Here is a 16,755-nt window from a genome sequence, read left to right as displayed (position 1 = left end):
CTTATATTGTTGAGCATGTAAAGCGAAAGCGTATAGAAATAATACAATGGCTATAGCTGATTTTTTCATAAGCGTATATTGGGTAATGCAAATGTAGGGAGTCTATTGGATCAGCCATTTTACCTCTCCAAAGTCAAAAGAAAGATTTTCCGTGTTAATCTGAACCTGAAGTTTGCCATCGGCCGACACTTCTTTCAACAATCCCTTAAAGCTTTGGCCATCTTTTTCAAAAAGAACCGTTTCATTTTTTTATACAGAAAGTGGTTGTATGCTGCCATTAACTTTAACGGGTCGATATTATTATACTGAAACAATAGTTCGGCTCTAACTTCTTCGGCTATGGGAAGACAGTCAAAGCTTTTTCCGGTGATCTGTCTCAGGGACACCGGTTGCCGATCTGTCACTTCAGGAAACTCAACCTGGTTAATATTGATGCCGATACCTGCCACCGCCCATTTCCAATCCCGTCCGCTTATTATATTTTCAATGAGAATGCCACAGGCTTTCCGGTCGCCAAAATAGATATCGTTCGGCCATTTAATCAGAATGTCGCTTTTCGCATAACGCTCAAAAACAGTTCTTACGGCTAGTGCCACCAGTGCGATCAATAAAAACTGCTGGTGTAAACCAATTTTTTCGGGGTTGAGCATCACGCTTAAATGAACGTTTTCTCCTTTTTTTGATTGCCAGGTTTTGCCCCGCTGCCCCTTACCCGCATACTGCTCATGCGCAAAAACTGCCGAACCATGTTGCAGTGTTTCCTGACGCTCCGTCAGGTTGGACTGCTTTAACCGGCTTAGGGCATAATTATTGGTGCTATCGATGGATAAAAGTTCGATTACAGGCGGAAAAGGGCAATTATCTGCTGATTGTTGTGCCAATATTCGCTATTTTTGAGCAAATTAAATAAGGAATCCTGAAACACGGACAAAATAAAGTGGTGAGCCGGAAATAGCCATCACATCTACTGTTTCACTTTTCGGTACTAAATGTCTTCTTTTAATTAAAATCGCATCTTCTATTGGAACCATTGGCTTCGCTAACAAAACGCAGAAATTTATCTGGAAAACTTACAAAAAATTCTAAATTATTCAAATCCATCATTGCCGCCATACAGGAAAAGAAGGGAGAGAATATTGTTTCGCTGGATTTGAGGAAAATTCCGGAAGCTGTAGCCGATTTTTTTATTGTATGCGAGGCCACCAGCCAACCGCAGGTAAAAGCTATTGCCGATAATATTGAAGATCGCGTAAAGGAAAATTGCGGTGAGAACGTTTTCCATAAGGAAGGGTTTCAAAGTATGCAATGGGTGCTGGTAGATTTTGTGGACGTAGTGGTACATATTATGCAGCCCGAAACCCGCAAGTTTTATAATCTTGAAGAAATGTGGAGCGATGCGGTGGTAGAAGAGCATCAATAATTATTTAAAGTCTTAATAAACAATTTACAAGGTTTTTACCTTATACATCAAACAGAAAAAATGGCGAAGCAGGAAAAGAGAAATCCGTTTTCAAATAATAACAATAATAACACGCCGGGAGAGCCTAAAAAGGGACCGAAATTCGGTAGCTATTGGGCTTTCATCATTATACTGGCGATCATGCTGGCCTTCCAGTTCCTGAATCCATTGGGATCATCCAGGCAGGAGATCAACATTTCCCAATTTCAAAATATGCTGCAGAAAGGGCACGTTTCAAAATACACCATCGTTACTAATAAGGACAGGGTGCGGGTTTGGATAAAGGCAGACTCTTTGGCGGGATATCCTAATGCGAATAAAAATGTGGTTAAGGGTGCGGAAGAAACGCCACAATTTGATTTTGAAATTGCCAGTCCGGAAGTATTTAACGACCAGATGGAGAAATTCTATGCGCGGCATCCGGGTTTGGCGAGGATCGAGCCCGAGGTGAGGTCGGATAACGACTTTTTACCCAAAGCAATAAGCTACCTTCTGCCTTTTGTTTTGTTATTGGGTGTTTGGATACTGCTGATGCGTAAAATGAGCGGTGGCGCGGTGGTGCCGGTGGCCCTGGGGGAATATTCAGTATAGGAAAGTCTAAAGCTACTTTATTCGATAAAGGCACTAAAGTAAACATTACGTTTGCGGATGTAGCCGGGCTCGATGAAGCAAAAGTGGAAGTAATGGAGATCGTGGATTTCCTCCGCAATCCTAAAAATATACAAGTTTGGGCGGTAAGATCCCTAAAGGTGCTTTACTGGTAGGCCCTCCGGGGACTGGTAAAACCTTGCTGGCCAAAGCTATGGCTGGCGAAGCGCAAGTTCCGTTCTTTAGCTTAAGCGGCTCTGATTTCGTAGAAATGTTTGTGGGTGTGGGCGCCAGCCGTGTACGTGACCTGTTTAAGCAGGCTCGTGAAAAAGCGCCCTGTGTTATTTTTATCGATGAGATTGATGCAATTGGTCGTGCCCGTGGTAAAAATGCGATGATGAGCAATGATGAGCGTGAAAGCACATTGAACCAGATGCTGGTAGAAATGGATGGTTTTGGTACCGATTCGGGTATTATTGTACTAGCAGCTACCAACAGGCCGGATGTTTTGGACACGGCATTATTAAGGCCAGGAAGATTCGACAGGCAGATAACTATCGACAAGCCGGATCTTGCGGGTCGTGAAGCGATTTTTAAAGTGCATTTAAAAGAGATCAAAACCTCACAAAATCTTGATATTCATAAATTGGCTGCTCAAACACCTGGTTTTGCAGGTGCCGATATTGCCAATGTTTGTAACGAGGCAGCGCTAATTGCTGCAAGAAATGGTAAGACGGAAGTAGAAATGCAGGATTTCAATGATGCAATTGACCGTATCATTGGTGGTTTGGAGAAGAAGAACAAAATTATCCTTCCTGATGAAAAGCGTGTGATCGCTTATCATGAAGCAGGCCATGCTGTAACTGGCTGGTTTCTGGAACATGCACATCCTCTGTTAAAAGTAACGATCGTTCCGCGTGGTACTGCTGCTTTAGGGTTTGCGCAATACCTGCCCAAAGAAAAGTACCTGACGCTTACAGAGGAGTTGGAAGACGATATGTGTATGACTTTGGGAGGCCGTGCTGCAGAACAGGTTTTCTTTGGAAAAATTTCTACCGGGGCGTTGAGCGATTTGCAGCAGGTAACCCGTACAGCCTATGCAATGGTGAGCATTTACGGTATGAATGAGCGAATTGGTAATATCTCTTTCTACGACCCACAAAGCGAAGGCAGTTTCCAAAAACCTTATAGTGAGGAAACCGGTAAGTTGATTGATCAGGAAGTAAAAAAATTATCTGATAGTGCTTATGCCAGGTCTAAAGCTTTGATAGAAGAGAAAAAAGAGGAAGTACGCATCATAGCGGAAGCATTGTTGGAAAAAGAGGTATTGTTTAAAGATGATCTGGAGCGACTGATTGGAAAACGTCCTTTTGAAGAAAAAAAAGCACTGGCAGATGTGGTATTACCTACAACCAGTGGTGATGCAGATGTAAGTACATTACCTCCTTATAATAACAGTACTAACACAAATACGGCTTCACCTAATCCCGAATAAAGTGTCTGCCAGGGGAAATATTTTAAAGAAAATAAGAGAGGCGTTGGCACAACCAACGCCTATCCCATTTCCAAAAAGTGAAGGACAGTCCTCTGTTTTTATGCCGCTGGAACAGGATATTGAAGTGGAATTTGCCGAGCGGTTTACTACCTTACAAGGTAGATTTGCTTTCTGTTTTGACGAAAAAGACCTGGTGCATCAGTTCAACCAGCTGGCTGTTGCCAAAGGATGGAAGCATATCTATTGTATTGACCATAATCTTACCGGTATACTTCGGGGAGGCCTCCAGTTTTTAAATGATTTTAGCAGCCTGGCCGGTTGCGATGTGGCGGTTACCAGCTGCGAATACCTGGTAGCGAGGACGGGAAGTATAGTAATGAGTGCTGCAGAACAAAGCGGCCGCAATACCAGTGTGTATGCACCCGTGCATATTTGTATCGCCTATACCAGCCAATTGGTATACGATATAAAGGAAGCTCTGGATGGGGTTAAAGAAAAATACGGTGCTGCACTACCATCGCTGATTACATTTGCAACAGGGCCGAGCCGCACTGCCGATATAGAAAAGACCCTGGTGGTAGGTGTTCACGGGCCAAAAGAAGTATATGTTTTCCTGGTAGATGATAAAAGTTGATCAGGTATCATACGTTCATATCAAACGAAAATTTATGCAAACACATAGTCATTTTCTTTTTGTTTACGGATCACTCCTTAGCGGTTTTAAAAGCCCTGCTTATGAATATATATCCAAGTATTTTAAGCTAAAGGGAATGCTTTTGTAAAAGGCACCATATATGATATGGGCACTTTTCCTGTAGGTACTTCTGACGATACCGGGCGGATCATAAGAGGAGAGTTATACGAGATCCGTAATCCTAAAGAGTTGTCTTTTATATTGGCGCAACTGGATGATTATGAAGGATTATATCCTGATGATGGAGAGGATATCTATTATAAAAGAGCCTTAGTGACAACTACTACCGAAGCCGGAGACGAGGTAATTGCATGGATTTACTGGTACAATAAAGAGGTGACAGGTAAACCGGTTATTGAGTCAGAACACATGATGGACTACCTTGGTAATAAACATTAACGACCCAGTAATACACAGGATCTTACTGCCGGCAAAACCTGATTTTTACCTGCCTTTTGAAGCTTAGTCTTAAAAATTACGCGAAGATATTCTCCCCTGCCATTCTAAAAGCGGCAGAAAGGTATAGTGTGCGTGAATGCGATGAAACTGAAAAGGGTGTGTATGTCGCATATATCGATAAAGGCAACGAAACTTTTGATGTATCTCTGTCGGTAAACGCCACATTAGGGGTAACGGATGCTGGTTGCGACTGTAGCGATAATAGTGATTTCTGCGTGCATAAGTTGGCTTTGCTTCTCCATCTTGCGAAGCAAAAAATGTAAAGGGTACTAAAATTACGGGAGCAGTTAAAAAGAAAGATGAAGCTGAGGCGTTATTGGAGGAGATTTCTCATGAAGAGGTTAAGGCCTGGCTTACAAATATCTTAGCTAAAAATGCAGACATTAAATTCTCGTTTGTCAACCATTTCAAATCAATACAGCAAAAGTGTAGCCCTGAAGAATGCATTACCCTGACTCGGAATGTTTGGAAGGCGGTGGTTAAGAATAAGAAAACTATTGACCAGACACAGTTAAAGAAAGTAATAGAACTTTGGAATGAAACCCATCAGAGTATAATTAGGCAGTACTTATACAACGTATGTGACCCGAACGCTTTTTTATGTGTTCATAATACCATCCAAACCTGCGAATATTATTATCATACGGCACAAATAAACAGCATACGCATTCCCAGGTATATTGAGCGGCTGCTTCACCAAACCCTGCAAACAATTACAGAACTACATACTGAAGAGTCGTGGACCACTGCCGTTGGCTATATTGTAATGCAGGTACCGGATGGTCATAAACGGGTAAGAATGTACTATTTGAAGCATTTAGCTGATATGTGCGAAGTTATTGGTGAGGATAGGCGAGATAAACTGATACAGCAATTAATGCATCAATATGAAGAAGTGTATCACGACGGCCTTTTTGACGGGAAACAATACACTATGCTTCTTTTCGATGCTGTAAAAAAATATAATCTCTTCGCAGACTATGGTAAATACTTTAAACCGCTTTATTTCGAGAATGATTTTAATTATAAGTTGATAGAGGCTTTAATAGAGCGCGGTGATTATTTGCTCGCCGAAGTGTATTGTAAAGAGCAAATAAACGGGAATTATAAAGATGAGTATAATATTCCGTACTGGCTTTTATTAAAAAATATTTATAAAACAGGTAATGAAGAAGCAAAATTGGTAGATGTATTGCGCTTTCTTTTTGCCTTTTACCTTCGAATTTGAAGACTATGAATTTATAAGAGATCGCATCAGCAACGAAGAAGAGAAAAAGAAGTGGAGAACCCAGATCCTGTCGAGGGCTAAAACGGCTTACCAAAACAGGGGCCAGTCAGCTAGGTTCTATATCCAGGTATTACATTCTGAAGGCAGGGTTAAAAAAATGATTGAAGAGGTTACTGATAGCCTGTTTTCATATGAGCAGATAGCCGAATACTTCGATATAATGGTCGCAACTGACAAAAGAAGCCTTTTGGCCTCCCTGATAACCAAAAGAGCTGAACAGATAAGCTTTTACAATCCACAAGAAAATCCCCAGTCCAATGAGGCTATTGCTTTAATTGCCGAAAAGCTGGTACAAAATTTCGATATTGATTACCTCAAATTGGCTATTACAGAAAGTGAAACGAGACGGTGGTACCAACCCAATAAATTAATACAGTTTATAAAACAAAAATTAGGATAGCAGCGATAGAATTACCTCCCGGTTTCCATAGTAAACCGGTCAATGGCCTTTAATGCTTTAAAGCCACCGGTTACATTTACCACATTTTCAAATCCACGGGCTTTTAAAATAGATGCAAATGCCATAGACCGGTAACCTGCTGCACAATGGATATATTGAGTTGTATCCCGGTTGATAGCCGAAAGGTGGTCATTAATATAGTCCAGCGGAACATTTTGAGCATCTTGAATATGCTCCTGCTCAAACTCAGTTTCCTTTCTTACATCAATAATTTCGGCACCTTCAATAGCCGAAAGAGCAGCAGCCGAAATATTTTCTATATGGTCCAGCTCTTTACCCGCAGCCTTCCAGGCTTCAATCCCCCTTTTAAATAACCAATACTGTAGTCATAGCCTACACGGGCCAGGCGTGTTACCACTTCTTCTTCCCGTCCGTCCTCTGCAATAATCAACAATTCCTGTTTTACATCAGGTATTAAAGTGCCTACCCAAACGGCAAAACTGCCATCAATGCCAATATTAATAGAATTAGGTACGAAGGCCTTCGAAAATTCATCGGCTTTTCGGGTATCTAAAATAACAGCGCCCGTATGGTTGGCCGCTTCTTCAAATGCTTCAGGAGAAAGAGCCTGGGTGCCCCGCTCGATCACTTCGGTAATATTATCATAGCCTTCAATATTCATTTGCACATTTTGCGGGAAATATTGGGGTGGCGCTGTCAAGCCATCAGTAACCTGTTCTACAAATTCTTTCTGGCTCAGGGCCATATTTAAAGCATAGTTGGTTATTTTCTGGTGTCCCAGGGTGTCGCTGGTTTCCTTACTCATGTTTTTACCACAGGCGCTCCCTGCTCCATGTGCAGGATAAACAATAATATCGTCTGGCAAAGGAGCTATTTTATTGCGAAGGGATTCAAAAAGCATACCTGCTAACTTTTCTTTGGTGAGATCATCTGATACTTTTTGCGCGAGATCGGGCCTTCCTACATCTCCTATAAATAAAGTATCACCTGTAAAAAGGGCTTTTTCTGTACCGTTTTCATCCAATAATAAGTAGCAGCTGCTTTCCAGTGTATGACCAGGTGTATGGATCAGTTTTATTTTAATAGTGCCAATCTCAAATACCTGCCCATCTTTAGCGATCAGCGCATCATAACCGATAGCCGCATCGGTAGGACCGAAAACGATCTGTGCACCGGTTTGGGCAGCCAGGTCAACATGACCGCTCACAAAGTCAGCATGAAAATGGGTCTCAAAAATATATTTAATCGTTACACCGTCTTTATTTGCACGATTAATATAAGGCGATACCTCCCGCAAGGGGTCGATAATGGCCGCCTCATTTCCGGAAACAATATAGTAAGCGCCCTGCGCCAAACAGCCTGTATAAATTTGTTCGATCTTCATAAATAGGTACCTCGTATTACAAATTTCCAGATTTTTTGTTCAACATCGGTCAAAAGGATCAATTGATATCATAGTACCTCCATCCATTGGCGCTTATTTCTCCAATTTGCTAATTAAGCTTATTTTGCATCCATGCAATTTAAAGATGTTATAGGCCAGTCGCACCTCAAAAGTGAATTGACAGAATTGATGCGCGAAAATCGCCTGGCCCATGCAATGCTGCTGTTGGGAAAGGAGGGCGCTGGTGGCTTGCCGTTGGCATTGGCTTTTGCACAGTATATTGTTTGTGAGAAAGCGAACAGCGTACCGAAAGACCCTGGACCATCTTTGTTTGGCGACGACCTGCCGGAAGTTCAACCAGAAGTATTAGCTGACGCCTGCGGTGTTTGCCCTTCCTGCCAGAGGGCGGCTGAACTGGCGCACCCCGATATTCATTTTAGCTATCCTGTGGTAACGAAAAAGCCGGTACTCCGCCGATAAGTGCCGATTATATTACAGAATGGCGCGAGTTTGTAAAAAACTATCCCTACGGAAATGTATACGACTGGCTGCAATTTATTGGCGCAGAAAATAAACAGGGCAATATTACTGCTAACGAGTGTAATGATATTATTAGAAAATTAAACCTTAAAAGTTTCGAAGGCGGGTATAAAGTACTGATAATGTGGCTACCCGAATACCTTGGTAATGAGGGTAACAAATTGTTGAAGCTAATAGAGGAGCCGCCTGAAAAAACAGTTTTCCTGCTGGTTGCTGAGAATGAGGGACAAATACTGCAAACGATCCTGAGTCGCTGCCAGTTGATAAAAGTGCCTTTGCCTGGAGATGCAGACATAAAGAAAGCGCTGGTAACCCGCAACAAAGCTGATGAAACTACTGCTACCCGAGTAGCAGCGATCAGCGAAGGCAATTACCGGGAAGCTATGCAAATTATGCAGCACTCTGACGAGGACTGGCAGAATTTATTGCGCGATTGGCTGAACAGCATCATGAAAACAGGTCCGGTGGCACAGTCGAAATGGGTGGATGAAATCGGGCAGGTAGGGCGTGAGGGGCAAAAGCAATTTTTACGCTATTTTAATCACTTGTTGCAGCTGGCTTTAAGGTTGCAGGTAATGCCCGACCTGGCTCAACAGTACCCTGAAAAAGAGCGGGATTTTGCCCTGCGATTAAACAAGATCACCAGTATTGAACAACAACAGGCGATCATAGAAGAGCTGGATCGTGCCGCTTATTATATTGAAAGAAACGCTAATGGTAAGATGCTGTTCATGGCCCTTACTATTAAAATATATCATATCATTCAGGACAATGTTGTACTTTTGAATGATTGAGGTAAAGGATTTTGAGGAGTTAAGTAATTTTTTTTGAGGAAGCGAATAGTGTAGAGGCGAAGAGACGTGCGTGCATTTTAACCTTACTTTTGAAGAAGGTTTTTCATAATAAACTGATTTGCAGTTTTTTATATTTTTGATACACAGGGCCTGGATCCTGCTTGTATTTTGTTGTACGCCATATTTCAGCCTGCACTTTTCCGTTATTATAATTTTACAAACAATGGGTTGTACAAGTTGTGGTACTGCTAATGGCAGCAAGCCGGGTGGTTGCAATAGCAACGGAGGCTGTAGTACAGGTGGCTGCAATCGTATGAATACGTACGACTGGTTACGCAATCTTCCGATAGCAGATATGGACAGCCACTGCAATGTGGTGGAAGTGAGTTTTAATAAAGGCACCAGAAAGGATTTCTTCAGGAATACGACGGTTCATTTTTTTGAGAAAGGCGACCTGGTTACGGTAGAGGGAGTGAGTGGTGTTGATGTAGGTGAAATTTCTTTGACGGGTGAAATTGTTCGCCTGCAGATGAAAAAATATGGTGTAAAAGAGGGCAATCCTGACATGAAAAAAGTGTTAAGGACCGCTACGGAGAGAGACCTGGAGCAGAGGGGTATTAATAAGCAAAGAGAGCCAGAGGCGGTAATCAGGAGCCGTGCGATTGCGCGTCAGCTAAAGCTGGATATGAAAATAAGCCAGGTAGAAATGCAGGCGGATGGTAGAAAAGCTACGTTTTATTATATAGCAGACGGGCGTGTAGACTTTAGAGAATTGATTAAAGTGTATGCTACTGAGTTTAAGGTAAAGGTAGAAATGCGCCAGATAGGCGCCCGCCAGGAAGCCGGGAAGGTAGGAGGTATAGGAAGCTGCGGGCGGGAATTGTGCTGCGCAACATGGCTTACTGAATTCAAATCGGTAAATACATCGATAGCGCGTTATCAAAATCTTTCCATTAATCAAACAAAACTAAGCGGCCAGTGCGGGCGTTTGAAATGCTGCCTGAACTACGAGCTGGATACTTACCTGGATGCCTTACAAGGTTTTCCGAACGACTGCGATCAGCTGGAAGTAACCAAAGGAAGAGCTTACCTGATCAAAAAGGATATTTTTAAAAACCTGATGTGGTATTCTTTGCCTGATAGTAATAAGCAATATCCGTTAACTATAGAAAGGGTTAGAAAGATCAAATCTTTAAACCGCCAAAATATTGTTCCAGAAGAGTTGGAAGCAGTTGAAGTAGTGTCTACCAAACCGAAAGAAGTAGAACCCGCGTTTGTTGATGTGGTGGGGCAAATTTCATTACGTAGCCTGGAGAGAGCGGATAAAAAACGTAAACAGCAACGAAGAAGCGGTCCTCCGCAGGGTAACAGTATCCAGCCTGTAACAGCCAACCAGGGCGGAGGCCAGGGACAGCAACAAAGGCTGGGACAAAACAGGAGCAATCATAATCGCCCGCAAAACCAGCAGCAACGTAATGCCGGTAATAAGCAACAGCAGCCTAATAATCCTCAAAGAAGGCGGGAAAATAATAACAACAACGGTAACAACAGTAATAAACAGGCCAATTAAGATTCAATAATAACCACCGCGGCGGCTATATTTTTAAGATGGCTGATGGATATTTTTATTTTGGAAAGATCCAACTCCCGGAGTGTTTGAGCAGTTTCGCCTCTCAGGTGAATTTCCGGCTTACCTGACTGGTCTCCTAGTATAACAATTTCGTTATAAGCCGTTCCACTGGTCCAGCCTGTTCCCAAAGCTTTAAATAGCGCTTCTTTCGCGGCAAAGCGCGCAGCATAGTGCTCATATTTATGTGTTTTGGGCTCGCAGTATTTAATTTCTTCTGGTCCAAAAACTAATTCTCTAAAGCCCTGTTCTTTTTCTATTTTTTGCTGAACACGCTCCACTTCAATTACGTCTAACCCGATACCAGTTACCATTATTTATAATTTAAGGTTCAAGATTTAAAGTTCAAGGTTTAAAATTCGCGATCGCAATTACTTTGAACCTTAAACTTCCAGCTTTAATATTTTACGGAACAGGGTCGTAACCACTTCCTCCCCAAGGATGACAACGGGAAATTCTTTTTACAGACAACCAGACCCCTTTAAAAAGGCCATATTTTTTAAAAGCCTGTAAAGAGTAATGAGAGCAGGTGGGCGTATACCTGCATTTGGGTCCCAACCAGGGAGAAATAACCCACTGGTATATTTTAATAAGACCGATAAATGGCCAGCTAAGTATTTTCAGGAACTGCCGCATGTAAGGCTTTCTGTAATTTTTGTAAAACTACCCCAACATTTTCATAAATATGCTGGTACAATGGCATTTCTCTTCCCGTATAAAGTAAAAACAACGACAGGTTTATGGGATGATTATTGGCTACCTGGCTTTTCAAATCGTGTTGTTGCAGCCTATAAGCCTCTCTAAGTAATCTTTTAATGCGGTTTCTATCAACAGCGTGTTTAAAATTTCGGGTTGTTAAACCTACACCGCATTTAACATCGCCTGTTTCATTTTTTTCTGCCAGGTAAACCAGTCTTAGGTCCTTGGTGCGCACACTTTTTCCTTCAGCAAAAACCTGTTGGAGCTTTTTCCGGCTTTTGATTCGTTGCGATTTTGGAAAAATATGAGTAGGCATTCGTGAAATATAAGCATTTGTTGCGGCTGTAAAGATATACAACCTGAAACATTCCTACGGATCGAATTGGAGGGGTAAAGCAGTAGCGCGTGTCGTAACGCGCTACTGCCCGGTGGGCCTTATAAAAACATACCACCCGATGCTTCTATTCTTTGTGCGGTTACCCAACTCATTTCGGGCATACAAAGCGATGCAATAAGACCGCCGATGTCGTCAGGCAGGCCAACGCGGCCCAACGCGGTTTGAGAAGCTATAAATGTATTAAGCTGTTGGTTATCTCTCACCACACCGCCGCCAAAATCTGTTTCGATCGCACCAGGGGCTACTATGTTTACACGAATACCCCGCGCACCCAGTTCTTTTGCCTGGTAACGGGTTAATGTTTCCATGGCACCCTTCATAGCCGCATAAGCCGAATAGCCGGGAGTAGAGAACCTGGCCAGGCCGCTGGATATATTGATAATGCTACCTCCATCTTTTAAAAGCGGGAGCATTTTTTGGGTAAGAAAGAAAGGCCCTTTGAACTGAATGTCTACAAGCATATCAAAGTCAGCCTCAGTGGTTTCAGTAAAAGGTTTGTGAATGCCAATGCCAGCGTTGTTGATCAAAATATCCAGGTCTGCTCTTTGCCAAATTAAGGTTAAGGCATTTTGTACTTTTTCTATAAAACCGTCAAAACTTTCCGTCTCAGCAACATTTAGTTGAAGGGTAACGGCTTTGCTTCCCAATGCTTCAATCTCTTTTACAACCTGTTCTGCTTCTGCTTGTTGACTATTGTACGTGAGAATGATATCTATGTTTTTTGAGCTAATGCCAGGGCGGCGTTTTTACCAAGTCCCCTGCTACCTCCTGTTATTAATGCGATTCTGTTTGTCATTTTTTTATTTTAATTAAAAAGAGGACACAAAATTCCCACCTGTTTTATAAACGGGCATGTGACAGTCACAGAATCTGGCGCTAGCGGGTATATTTTTTCTGCTCAATGGGAAGTATAGGCGGCAGTGCTTTCTTCTCCCGGAAAATAGCAGGGGTAATGCCGGTAATGCTTTTGTAAAATTTGACAAAATTTGATGGATCGAAAGTGAGGCGCCTGGCTATTTCAGACCCCGATAGATCGCTGTGGAGTAGTAGTTTATTGGCTACCTCAATTATTTTCAGATCATAGTAATAACAGGGGTGATGCCCGGTTTCTTTGGTTAGGTATTAGTTAAATGCCCTGGCGCTATAAACAAATGTTGTGCAATCTGGGTGATGGTCATCATATCATCCACCCGGTCCTCCAATAAGTCGGCCAGGTGTTGGTCGATGAACGCGAAATATTGCGTTACAATTTCGGTACCCCGGCTGCTGGTTTTTTTGGCTCCATAACTGGTAAATGAAAAGTTATTTCTAAAACAAAAATAGCCCCGAAAAACGGAGCTACGAATAATTTGAAAGCTTATCAAAGATTACTTCAGTCTTCTTTCGTCAGACACAGTAAGCTTTTTACGCCCTTTAGCACGGCGGCTTGCTAAAACCTTACGGCCATTAGCAGTTTGCATACGTTTACGAAAACCGTGAACAGTTTTACGACGACGGCGGTGCGGTTGGAAAGTACGTTTCATTTTATTTTAATTTTTTCACTTTTTAATTAATAGCATGGGAGAACATGCCGGTTTAATTTTCAGACAGAAGATCACCACATCCCCTGTTTGTGAAAGGACGGCAAAGGTAGGGAAAATTTTAAAGTTTGAAGTTTAAAAAGTTTAAAGTTTACGGCAACCAGCCTTTCCCGGTCCCGGGTGCTCACATAAATTGGCCCTATAAGGGGTGAAGCATCTACCGCAGTGCAGGTACATCATCCAGCTGATAAAAGACCTTTAATCCTCTTTCCGTTGCAATTCTTACGTCTTCGTCAGCACCTTTTGATTCGCCCGCAATGCGAAAAACTGCATCGCATTTCTCCAGTAATTGATGAGCAACAGGATATTGTATTTCATTCCACGCATCATCTCCCCGGGCTTAGTGGAGCCGGCCAGCCGTATCAGGGGCAAAGCTACCCACTCGCCAATAATAGGGGTGTACCCTTTTCTGAACAGCGAAAGGGCAACAGCCTCCAGGTTATGTAAATTTTGTTGCATCAGCTGGGGATCATCGTTGGTACCGCTTCTGTACGGGCCGGCAATAAGTATGAGCATTGTATTCTTTTTTTGATTACATCAAAGAAACTAATTGTATGGCCAATGGCTCTTAAGATACTTTAAGAAATGGTTCCCCTGGCTTTATTTTTACGGATGGTGCTTAAGAACTCCGGAGTGATGCCCAGGTAAGAGGCTATTTGTTTTTGTGTGACCTGGTTGATAATTTGCGGGTACTTGGCCAGGAAGTTATCATACCTTTTAGCGGCAGGTAACGACAGGGTTTCAATTATTCTAAGTTGTTCTCTCGTATAAGCATTCTGCATCAGAATTCTAAAGAAACGTTCAAACTTTGGCAGCGTGTCTAATAACCGGTCGAGGTTTTCTTTACTGAGCAGGAATATTTCACTGTTTTCAAGCGCTTCTATAAATACCATAGCAGGTTTCCCGTTCAAAAAACAATACATATCGGTTATCCACCAATCTGTCAATGCAAACATGATGGTGGACTCTTTACCTGCAGCGTCTAAATGGTAGGCCCGCAGGGCTCCCGAATGAACAAATGCAATATACTGACAAGACTGGCCTTCCTCCAGAAACAAATCTTTTCTGGCTAGTTTCCTGTAGGTGATAAGTGATGTGACCTGTTCAATTTCTGAACTGCTTAAAAGAACATACCTGGCAATATTGTTTAAAATCAGATCGAAATTCATAATATGTTGCAAAGTTGAGCTACAATGGGTTTACATGCTTACATGTGTGCTTTTAACAGGGCCACCAAAAAATGCAGAACCTTTTTCGTCAAAATCTGCAGCATCATCAGTGGTGAAAAATTGTAGCCGACTGTTTTTGCCGCATTGCTGGTCTATTTCGGGATGTCTTTGCAAGTACTCCTGCAGGCTTTCGGCAACAATTTCGCCCTGCGTTAACAGTTTTACCTGTACCGGTACATATTCTCTTATTTGCTGCAGCATCAGCGGATAATGCGTACAGGCCAGCAAAATCACGTCTATATTGTCTCCTTTTTCAAAAAGATTATGTAGGTTTTTTTGATAAAATGATGGGTACCGGCATTCTCCATTTCATTATTCTCAATAATAGGTACCCACATAGGGCAAGCCTCCTGGTAGGTCTGAATGTCTGGATAAAATTTCGCAATTTCAATAGGATAGGAGTCTGAGGCAACTGTGCCTTTGGTGGCCAAAATACCCACTTCCCTGGTTTCGAGTACCTGCCGATTATTTCCGTAGTCGGTCTTATAACACCTAAAACTCTTTTTTCAGGAGCTATTGTGGGCAAATCGTTTTGCTGTATGGTACGCAAAGCTTTTGCCGAGGCGGTATTGCATGCCAATATTACCAGATGACAACCCTGTTCGAAAAACCATTTCACGGCGTCGAGGGTGTAGTGATAAACCGTATCGAAAGACCTGGTACCATAAGGCGCACGGGCATTATCACCCAGGTATAAATAATCGTATTGAGGAAGACGTTTAACCAGCTCTTTTAAAACCGTTAAACCGCCGTACCCTGAATCAAATACACCAATAGGGGCTGCTTGTGACATGGCTTGTAGTTATATATCAAAAATAAAAAAACCGTCCAGATATGGACGGTTTCATAAATATTATTTGTGATTGTTTATTTCTTAGGTGTAGTAGATGCCGGAGCCGCACCACCTGCCGGAGCTGGCGCATTACCTTGAGGATTTACTTTAATGCCTAATTTGGTAGCAATAGGAAGGCTTAAATTATCGCTATCCGGAGCCACTACAAAAGCATCCTGTGTTAACACGTAAGTATATCCTTTTTCTTTAGCATATGCATTAATGGCATCATACACTTTTTTATACAAAGGGTTGAACAGCTGGGCTTGTTTAGCCTGGGAAGCTTCCTGCGCAATTTGCTGCCAGTTAGCAAGTGTTTCGTTTAATTGAGCAAGGTCTCTTTCTAAAACCTGTTTAACCGAACCAGTTGCTTTTTTCATAGCGCTATCTTTTTCCTGGAACTCCTGGGCTAATCTTGTATAAGTGCCACCAATAGAATCCTGCTGCCATTTTTGAAGCTCCTGTTGCTTTTGTTGTGCTTCGGGCAAATTAGCTACCAAAGCGTCTACGCTAACATAACCGATTTTTTGAGCATTGGCAGAAAATACACTTACCAATACCAAACCTAACGCAACCGCAAGAAATTTTACTTGTTTCATTTTTTGTTTTTTCTTTTCTTTTTTGGTAACTCAAATGCGTTGTAAAAGCAAAGCCTGCTCCGTTCACAGTTGAGTTTGTTTTAAGTTTTAAATTTATTTCAATCTAAGTTCCCTTAAGATGTCATCACTTTTATCCAACTTAGGGTCGGCAAAGATAATGGATTTGCCCTCACTTTTGTCGAAAACCAGGTCGTAACCATTGGCCTTTGCCAGCCTGTTTACGGCTTCTGCTACTTTCTTTTGCAGCGGGTCCATTAATTCCTGCCTTTTTTTGAACAGTTCTCCTTCAAAACCAAAGCGTTTCTTTTGCAGATCGCGAAGTGTTTTTTCTTTGTTAAATAATTCATCTTCCTTTTTCTTCTTTAGATCTTCGCTCATCATTGTCTGCTCTGCATCATAATCACTATATAGTTTATCTAACTCGGTTTGTTTCGTATCGATCTCTTTTTGCCACGCAGCAGCCTGGGCATCTACCTGTTGTTGTACACGTTTGTAGTCAGGCATTTTTTCAAATATGTAACGAGTGTCGATAATAGCATATTTCTGTGCAAAGGCACCGGCACAGGCAAACAATAAAGCAACCCCCAAAACAAAAACTTTTTTCATCTTGTTATTTTTTTAATAATCCGCCCGGTATCAACCGTTGAGACGTGTTTGTAATAGTAAGATT

26 protein-coding genes and 1 pseudogene are annotated in these 16,755 nt (G+C 42.1%); 11 read left to right on the top strand and 16 right to left on the bottom strand.

The annotated features are described in order from the left end of the window. Positions 1 to 194: 194 nt before the first annotated feature. Complete coding sequence (locus MKP07_RS04320) at positions 195 to 881, bottom strand: biotin--[acetyl-CoA-carboxylase] ligase (RefSeq protein WP_240845221.1); 687 nt, start codon at positions 879 to 881, stop codon at positions 195 to 197. Positions 882 to 1,021: 140 nt separating this feature from the next. Here MKP07_RS04320 and rsfS point away from each other — a divergent pair, with 140 nt between their 5' ends. The 8 genes from rsfS to MKP07_RS04285 all read left to right on the top strand — a co-directional run bounded on the left by rsfS (position 1,022) and on the right by MKP07_RS04285 (position 6,383). Beyond that, complete coding sequence (gene rsfS, locus MKP07_RS04315; protein ID WP_240845219.1) at positions 1,022 to 1,420, top strand: ribosome silencing factor; 399 nt, start codon at positions 1,022 to 1,024, stop codon at positions 1,418 to 1,420. A gap of 60 nt (positions 1,421 to 1,480) precedes the next feature. Then, positions 1,481 to 2,050: an ATP-dependent metallopeptidase FtsH/Yme1/Tma family protein gene (locus MKP07_RS40995; RefSeq protein ID WP_317235771.1), complete on the top strand. Its 570-nt coding sequence runs from the start codon at positions 1,481 to 1,483 to the stop codon at positions 2,048 to 2,050. 136 nt (positions 2,051 to 2,186) lie between these two features. After that, positions 2,187 to 3,542 carry an ATP-dependent zinc metalloprotease FtsH gene (ftsH, locus tag MKP07_RS04310; RefSeq protein ID WP_317235770.1) on the top strand — a complete coding sequence of 452 codons (1,356 nt, stop codon included), beginning with the start codon at positions 2,187 to 2,189 and terminating at the stop codon, positions 3,540 to 3,542. 1 nt (position 3,543) lies between these two features. Then, the gene (locus MKP07_RS04305) at positions 3,544 to 4,176 is read left to right on the top strand and encodes a LutC/YkgG family protein (RefSeq protein ID WP_240845216.1); all 633 of its coding nucleotides are present in this window, start codon (positions 3,544 to 3,546) and stop codon (positions 4,174 to 4,176) included. Between the two features lie 165 nt (positions 4,177 to 4,341). Next, positions 4,342 to 4,635, top strand: a complete 294-nt coding sequence (locus tag MKP07_RS04300; protein WP_240845214.1) for a gamma-glutamylcyclotransferase family protein — start codon at positions 4,342 to 4,344, stop codon at positions 4,633 to 4,635. 128 nt (positions 4,636 to 4,763) lie between these two features. After that, on the top strand, positions 4,764 to 4,958 hold the full coding sequence (locus tag MKP07_RS04295) for an SWIM zinc finger family protein (RefSeq protein ID WP_240845212.1): 195 nt from the start codon (positions 4,764 to 4,766) through the stop codon (positions 4,956 to 4,958). 53 nt (positions 4,959 to 5,011) lie between these two features. After that, positions 5,012 to 5,923: a hypothetical protein gene (locus tag MKP07_RS04290; protein ID WP_240845210.1), complete on the top strand. Its 912-nt coding sequence runs from the start codon at positions 5,012 to 5,014 to the stop codon at positions 5,921 to 5,923. After that, positions 5,901 to 6,383, top strand: a complete 483-nt coding sequence (locus MKP07_RS04285) for a hypothetical protein (RefSeq protein WP_240845208.1) — start codon at positions 5,901 to 5,903, stop codon at positions 6,381 to 6,383. Before MKP07_RS04290 ends, MKP07_RS04285 begins: the two co-directional genes overlap by 23 nt. 11 nt (positions 6,384 to 6,394) lie before the next feature. On the opposite strand, the gene MKP07_RS40990 is transcribed toward MKP07_RS04285, so the two are convergent. Both MKP07_RS40990 and MKP07_RS04280 read right to left on the bottom strand, forming a co-directional pair. Next, positions 6,395 to 6,613, bottom strand: a complete 219-nt coding sequence (locus tag MKP07_RS40990) for a rhodanese-like domain-containing protein (protein WP_317235947.1) — start codon at positions 6,611 to 6,613, stop codon at positions 6,395 to 6,397. A gap of 86 nt (positions 6,614 to 6,699) precedes the next feature. Next, positions 6,700 to 7,788, bottom strand: a complete 1,089-nt coding sequence (locus tag MKP07_RS04280) for an MBL fold metallo-hydrolase (RefSeq protein ID WP_317235769.1) — start codon at positions 7,786 to 7,788, stop codon at positions 6,700 to 6,702. Positions 7,789 to 7,920: 132 nt separating this feature from the next. On the opposite strand from MKP07_RS04280, the gene MKP07_RS04275 reads away from it, so the two are divergent. The 3 genes from MKP07_RS04275 (at position 7,921) to MKP07_RS04265 (ending at position 10,692) form a co-directional block, all read left to right on the top strand. Then, entirely contained in the window at positions 7,921 to 8,268 is a 348-nt protein-coding gene (locus MKP07_RS04275) for a hypothetical protein (RefSeq protein WP_240845206.1), read from the top strand. Continuing rightward, positions 8,265 to 9,122, top strand: a complete 858-nt coding sequence (locus tag MKP07_RS04270) for a DNA polymerase III subunit (RefSeq protein WP_317235946.1) — start codon at positions 8,265 to 8,267, stop codon at positions 9,120 to 9,122. Before MKP07_RS04275 ends, MKP07_RS04270 begins: the two co-directional genes overlap by 4 nt. 223 nt (positions 9,123 to 9,345) lie before the next feature. After that, positions 9,346 to 10,692, top strand: a complete 1,347-nt coding sequence (locus MKP07_RS04265; protein ID WP_240845204.1) for a PSP1 domain-containing protein — start codon at positions 9,346 to 9,348, stop codon at positions 10,690 to 10,692. On the opposite strand, the gene acpS is transcribed toward MKP07_RS04265, so the two are convergent. The 13 genes and pseudogenes from acpS to MKP07_RS04205 form a co-directional block, all read right to left on the bottom strand. Further along, positions 10,689 to 11,063: a holo-ACP synthase gene (gene acpS / locus MKP07_RS04260; protein ID WP_240845202.1), complete on the bottom strand. Its 375-nt coding sequence runs from the start codon at positions 11,061 to 11,063 to the stop codon at positions 10,689 to 10,691. The genes MKP07_RS04265 and acpS overlap by 4 nt on opposite strands. A gap of 91 nt (positions 11,064 to 11,154) precedes the next feature. Beyond that, positions 11,155 to 11,385 (bottom strand): membrane protein insertion efficiency factor YidD, encoded by a 231-nt coding sequence (gene yidD / locus MKP07_RS04255; protein WP_240845200.1) that lies wholly within the window; start codon positions 11,383 to 11,385, stop codon positions 11,155 to 11,157. Further along, positions 11,360 to 11,764, bottom strand: a complete 405-nt coding sequence (gene rnpA / locus MKP07_RS04250; protein WP_240845198.1) for a ribonuclease P protein component — start codon at positions 11,762 to 11,764, stop codon at positions 11,360 to 11,362. The genes yidD and rnpA overlap by 26 nt, the downstream gene beginning before the upstream one ends. Positions 11,765 to 11,883: 119 nt before the next feature. Then, a complete protein-coding gene (locus MKP07_RS04245) occupies positions 11,884 to 12,552 on the bottom strand; it encodes an SDR family NAD(P)-dependent oxidoreductase (protein ID WP_317235945.1) in 669 nt (222 codons plus the stop codon). Positions 12,553 to 12,721: 169 nt separating this feature from the next. Continuing rightward, a pseudogene (locus MKP07_RS42100) lies at positions 12,722 to 12,949 on the bottom strand (helix-turn-helix domain-containing protein); the annotation flags it as partial. Positions 12,950 to 12,960: 11 nt separating this feature from the next. Continuing rightward, on the bottom strand, positions 12,961 to 13,209 hold the full coding sequence (locus MKP07_RS04240; protein WP_240845196.1) for a hypothetical protein: 249 nt from the start codon (positions 13,207 to 13,209) through the stop codon (positions 12,961 to 12,963). Positions 13,210 to 13,212: 3 nt separating this feature from the next. Then, positions 13,213 to 13,368 carry a 50S ribosomal protein L34 gene (rpmH, locus tag MKP07_RS04235; RefSeq protein WP_114789870.1) on the bottom strand — a complete coding sequence of 52 codons (156 nt, stop codon included), beginning with the start codon at positions 13,366 to 13,368 and terminating at the stop codon, positions 13,213 to 13,215. A gap of 279 nt (positions 13,369 to 13,647) precedes the next feature. Beyond that, positions 13,648 to 13,941 (bottom strand): hypothetical protein, encoded by a 294-nt coding sequence (locus tag MKP07_RS04230; RefSeq protein ID WP_240845194.1) that lies wholly within the window; start codon positions 13,939 to 13,941, stop codon positions 13,648 to 13,650. A gap of 62 nt (positions 13,942 to 14,003) precedes the next feature. Next, complete coding sequence (locus tag MKP07_RS04225; RefSeq protein ID WP_240845192.1) at positions 14,004 to 14,594, bottom strand: Crp/Fnr family transcriptional regulator; 591 nt, start codon at positions 14,592 to 14,594, stop codon at positions 14,004 to 14,006. A 30-nt stretch (positions 14,595 to 14,624) separates the two neighbouring features. Continuing rightward, complete coding sequence (locus MKP07_RS04220) at positions 14,625 to 14,882, bottom strand: hypothetical protein (RefSeq protein ID WP_240845190.1); 258 nt, start codon at positions 14,880 to 14,882, stop codon at positions 14,625 to 14,627. A gap of 34 nt (positions 14,883 to 14,916) precedes the next feature. Further along, complete coding sequence (locus MKP07_RS04215) at positions 14,917 to 15,447, bottom strand: glutamate racemase (protein WP_240845188.1); 531 nt, start codon at positions 15,445 to 15,447, stop codon at positions 14,917 to 14,919. Positions 15,448 to 15,521: 74 nt separating this feature from the next. Further along, complete coding sequence (locus tag MKP07_RS04210) at positions 15,522 to 16,085, bottom strand: OmpH family outer membrane protein (RefSeq protein ID WP_240845186.1); 564 nt, start codon at positions 16,083 to 16,085, stop codon at positions 15,522 to 15,524. Between the two features lie 93 nt (positions 16,086 to 16,178). After that, on the bottom strand, positions 16,179 to 16,691 hold the full coding sequence (locus MKP07_RS04205; protein WP_240845184.1) for an OmpH family outer membrane protein: 513 nt from the start codon (positions 16,689 to 16,691) through the stop codon (positions 16,179 to 16,181). Positions 16,692 to 16,755 lie beyond the last annotated feature (64 nt).

The sequence above is a fragment of the Paraniabella hibiscisoli genome, from assembly GCF_022512515.1.
GTDB lineage: Bacteria > Bacteroidota > Bacteroidia > Chitinophagales > Chitinophagaceae > Niabella > Niabella hibiscisoli.
This window is presented reverse-complemented; position numbering and strand designations above follow the sequence as displayed.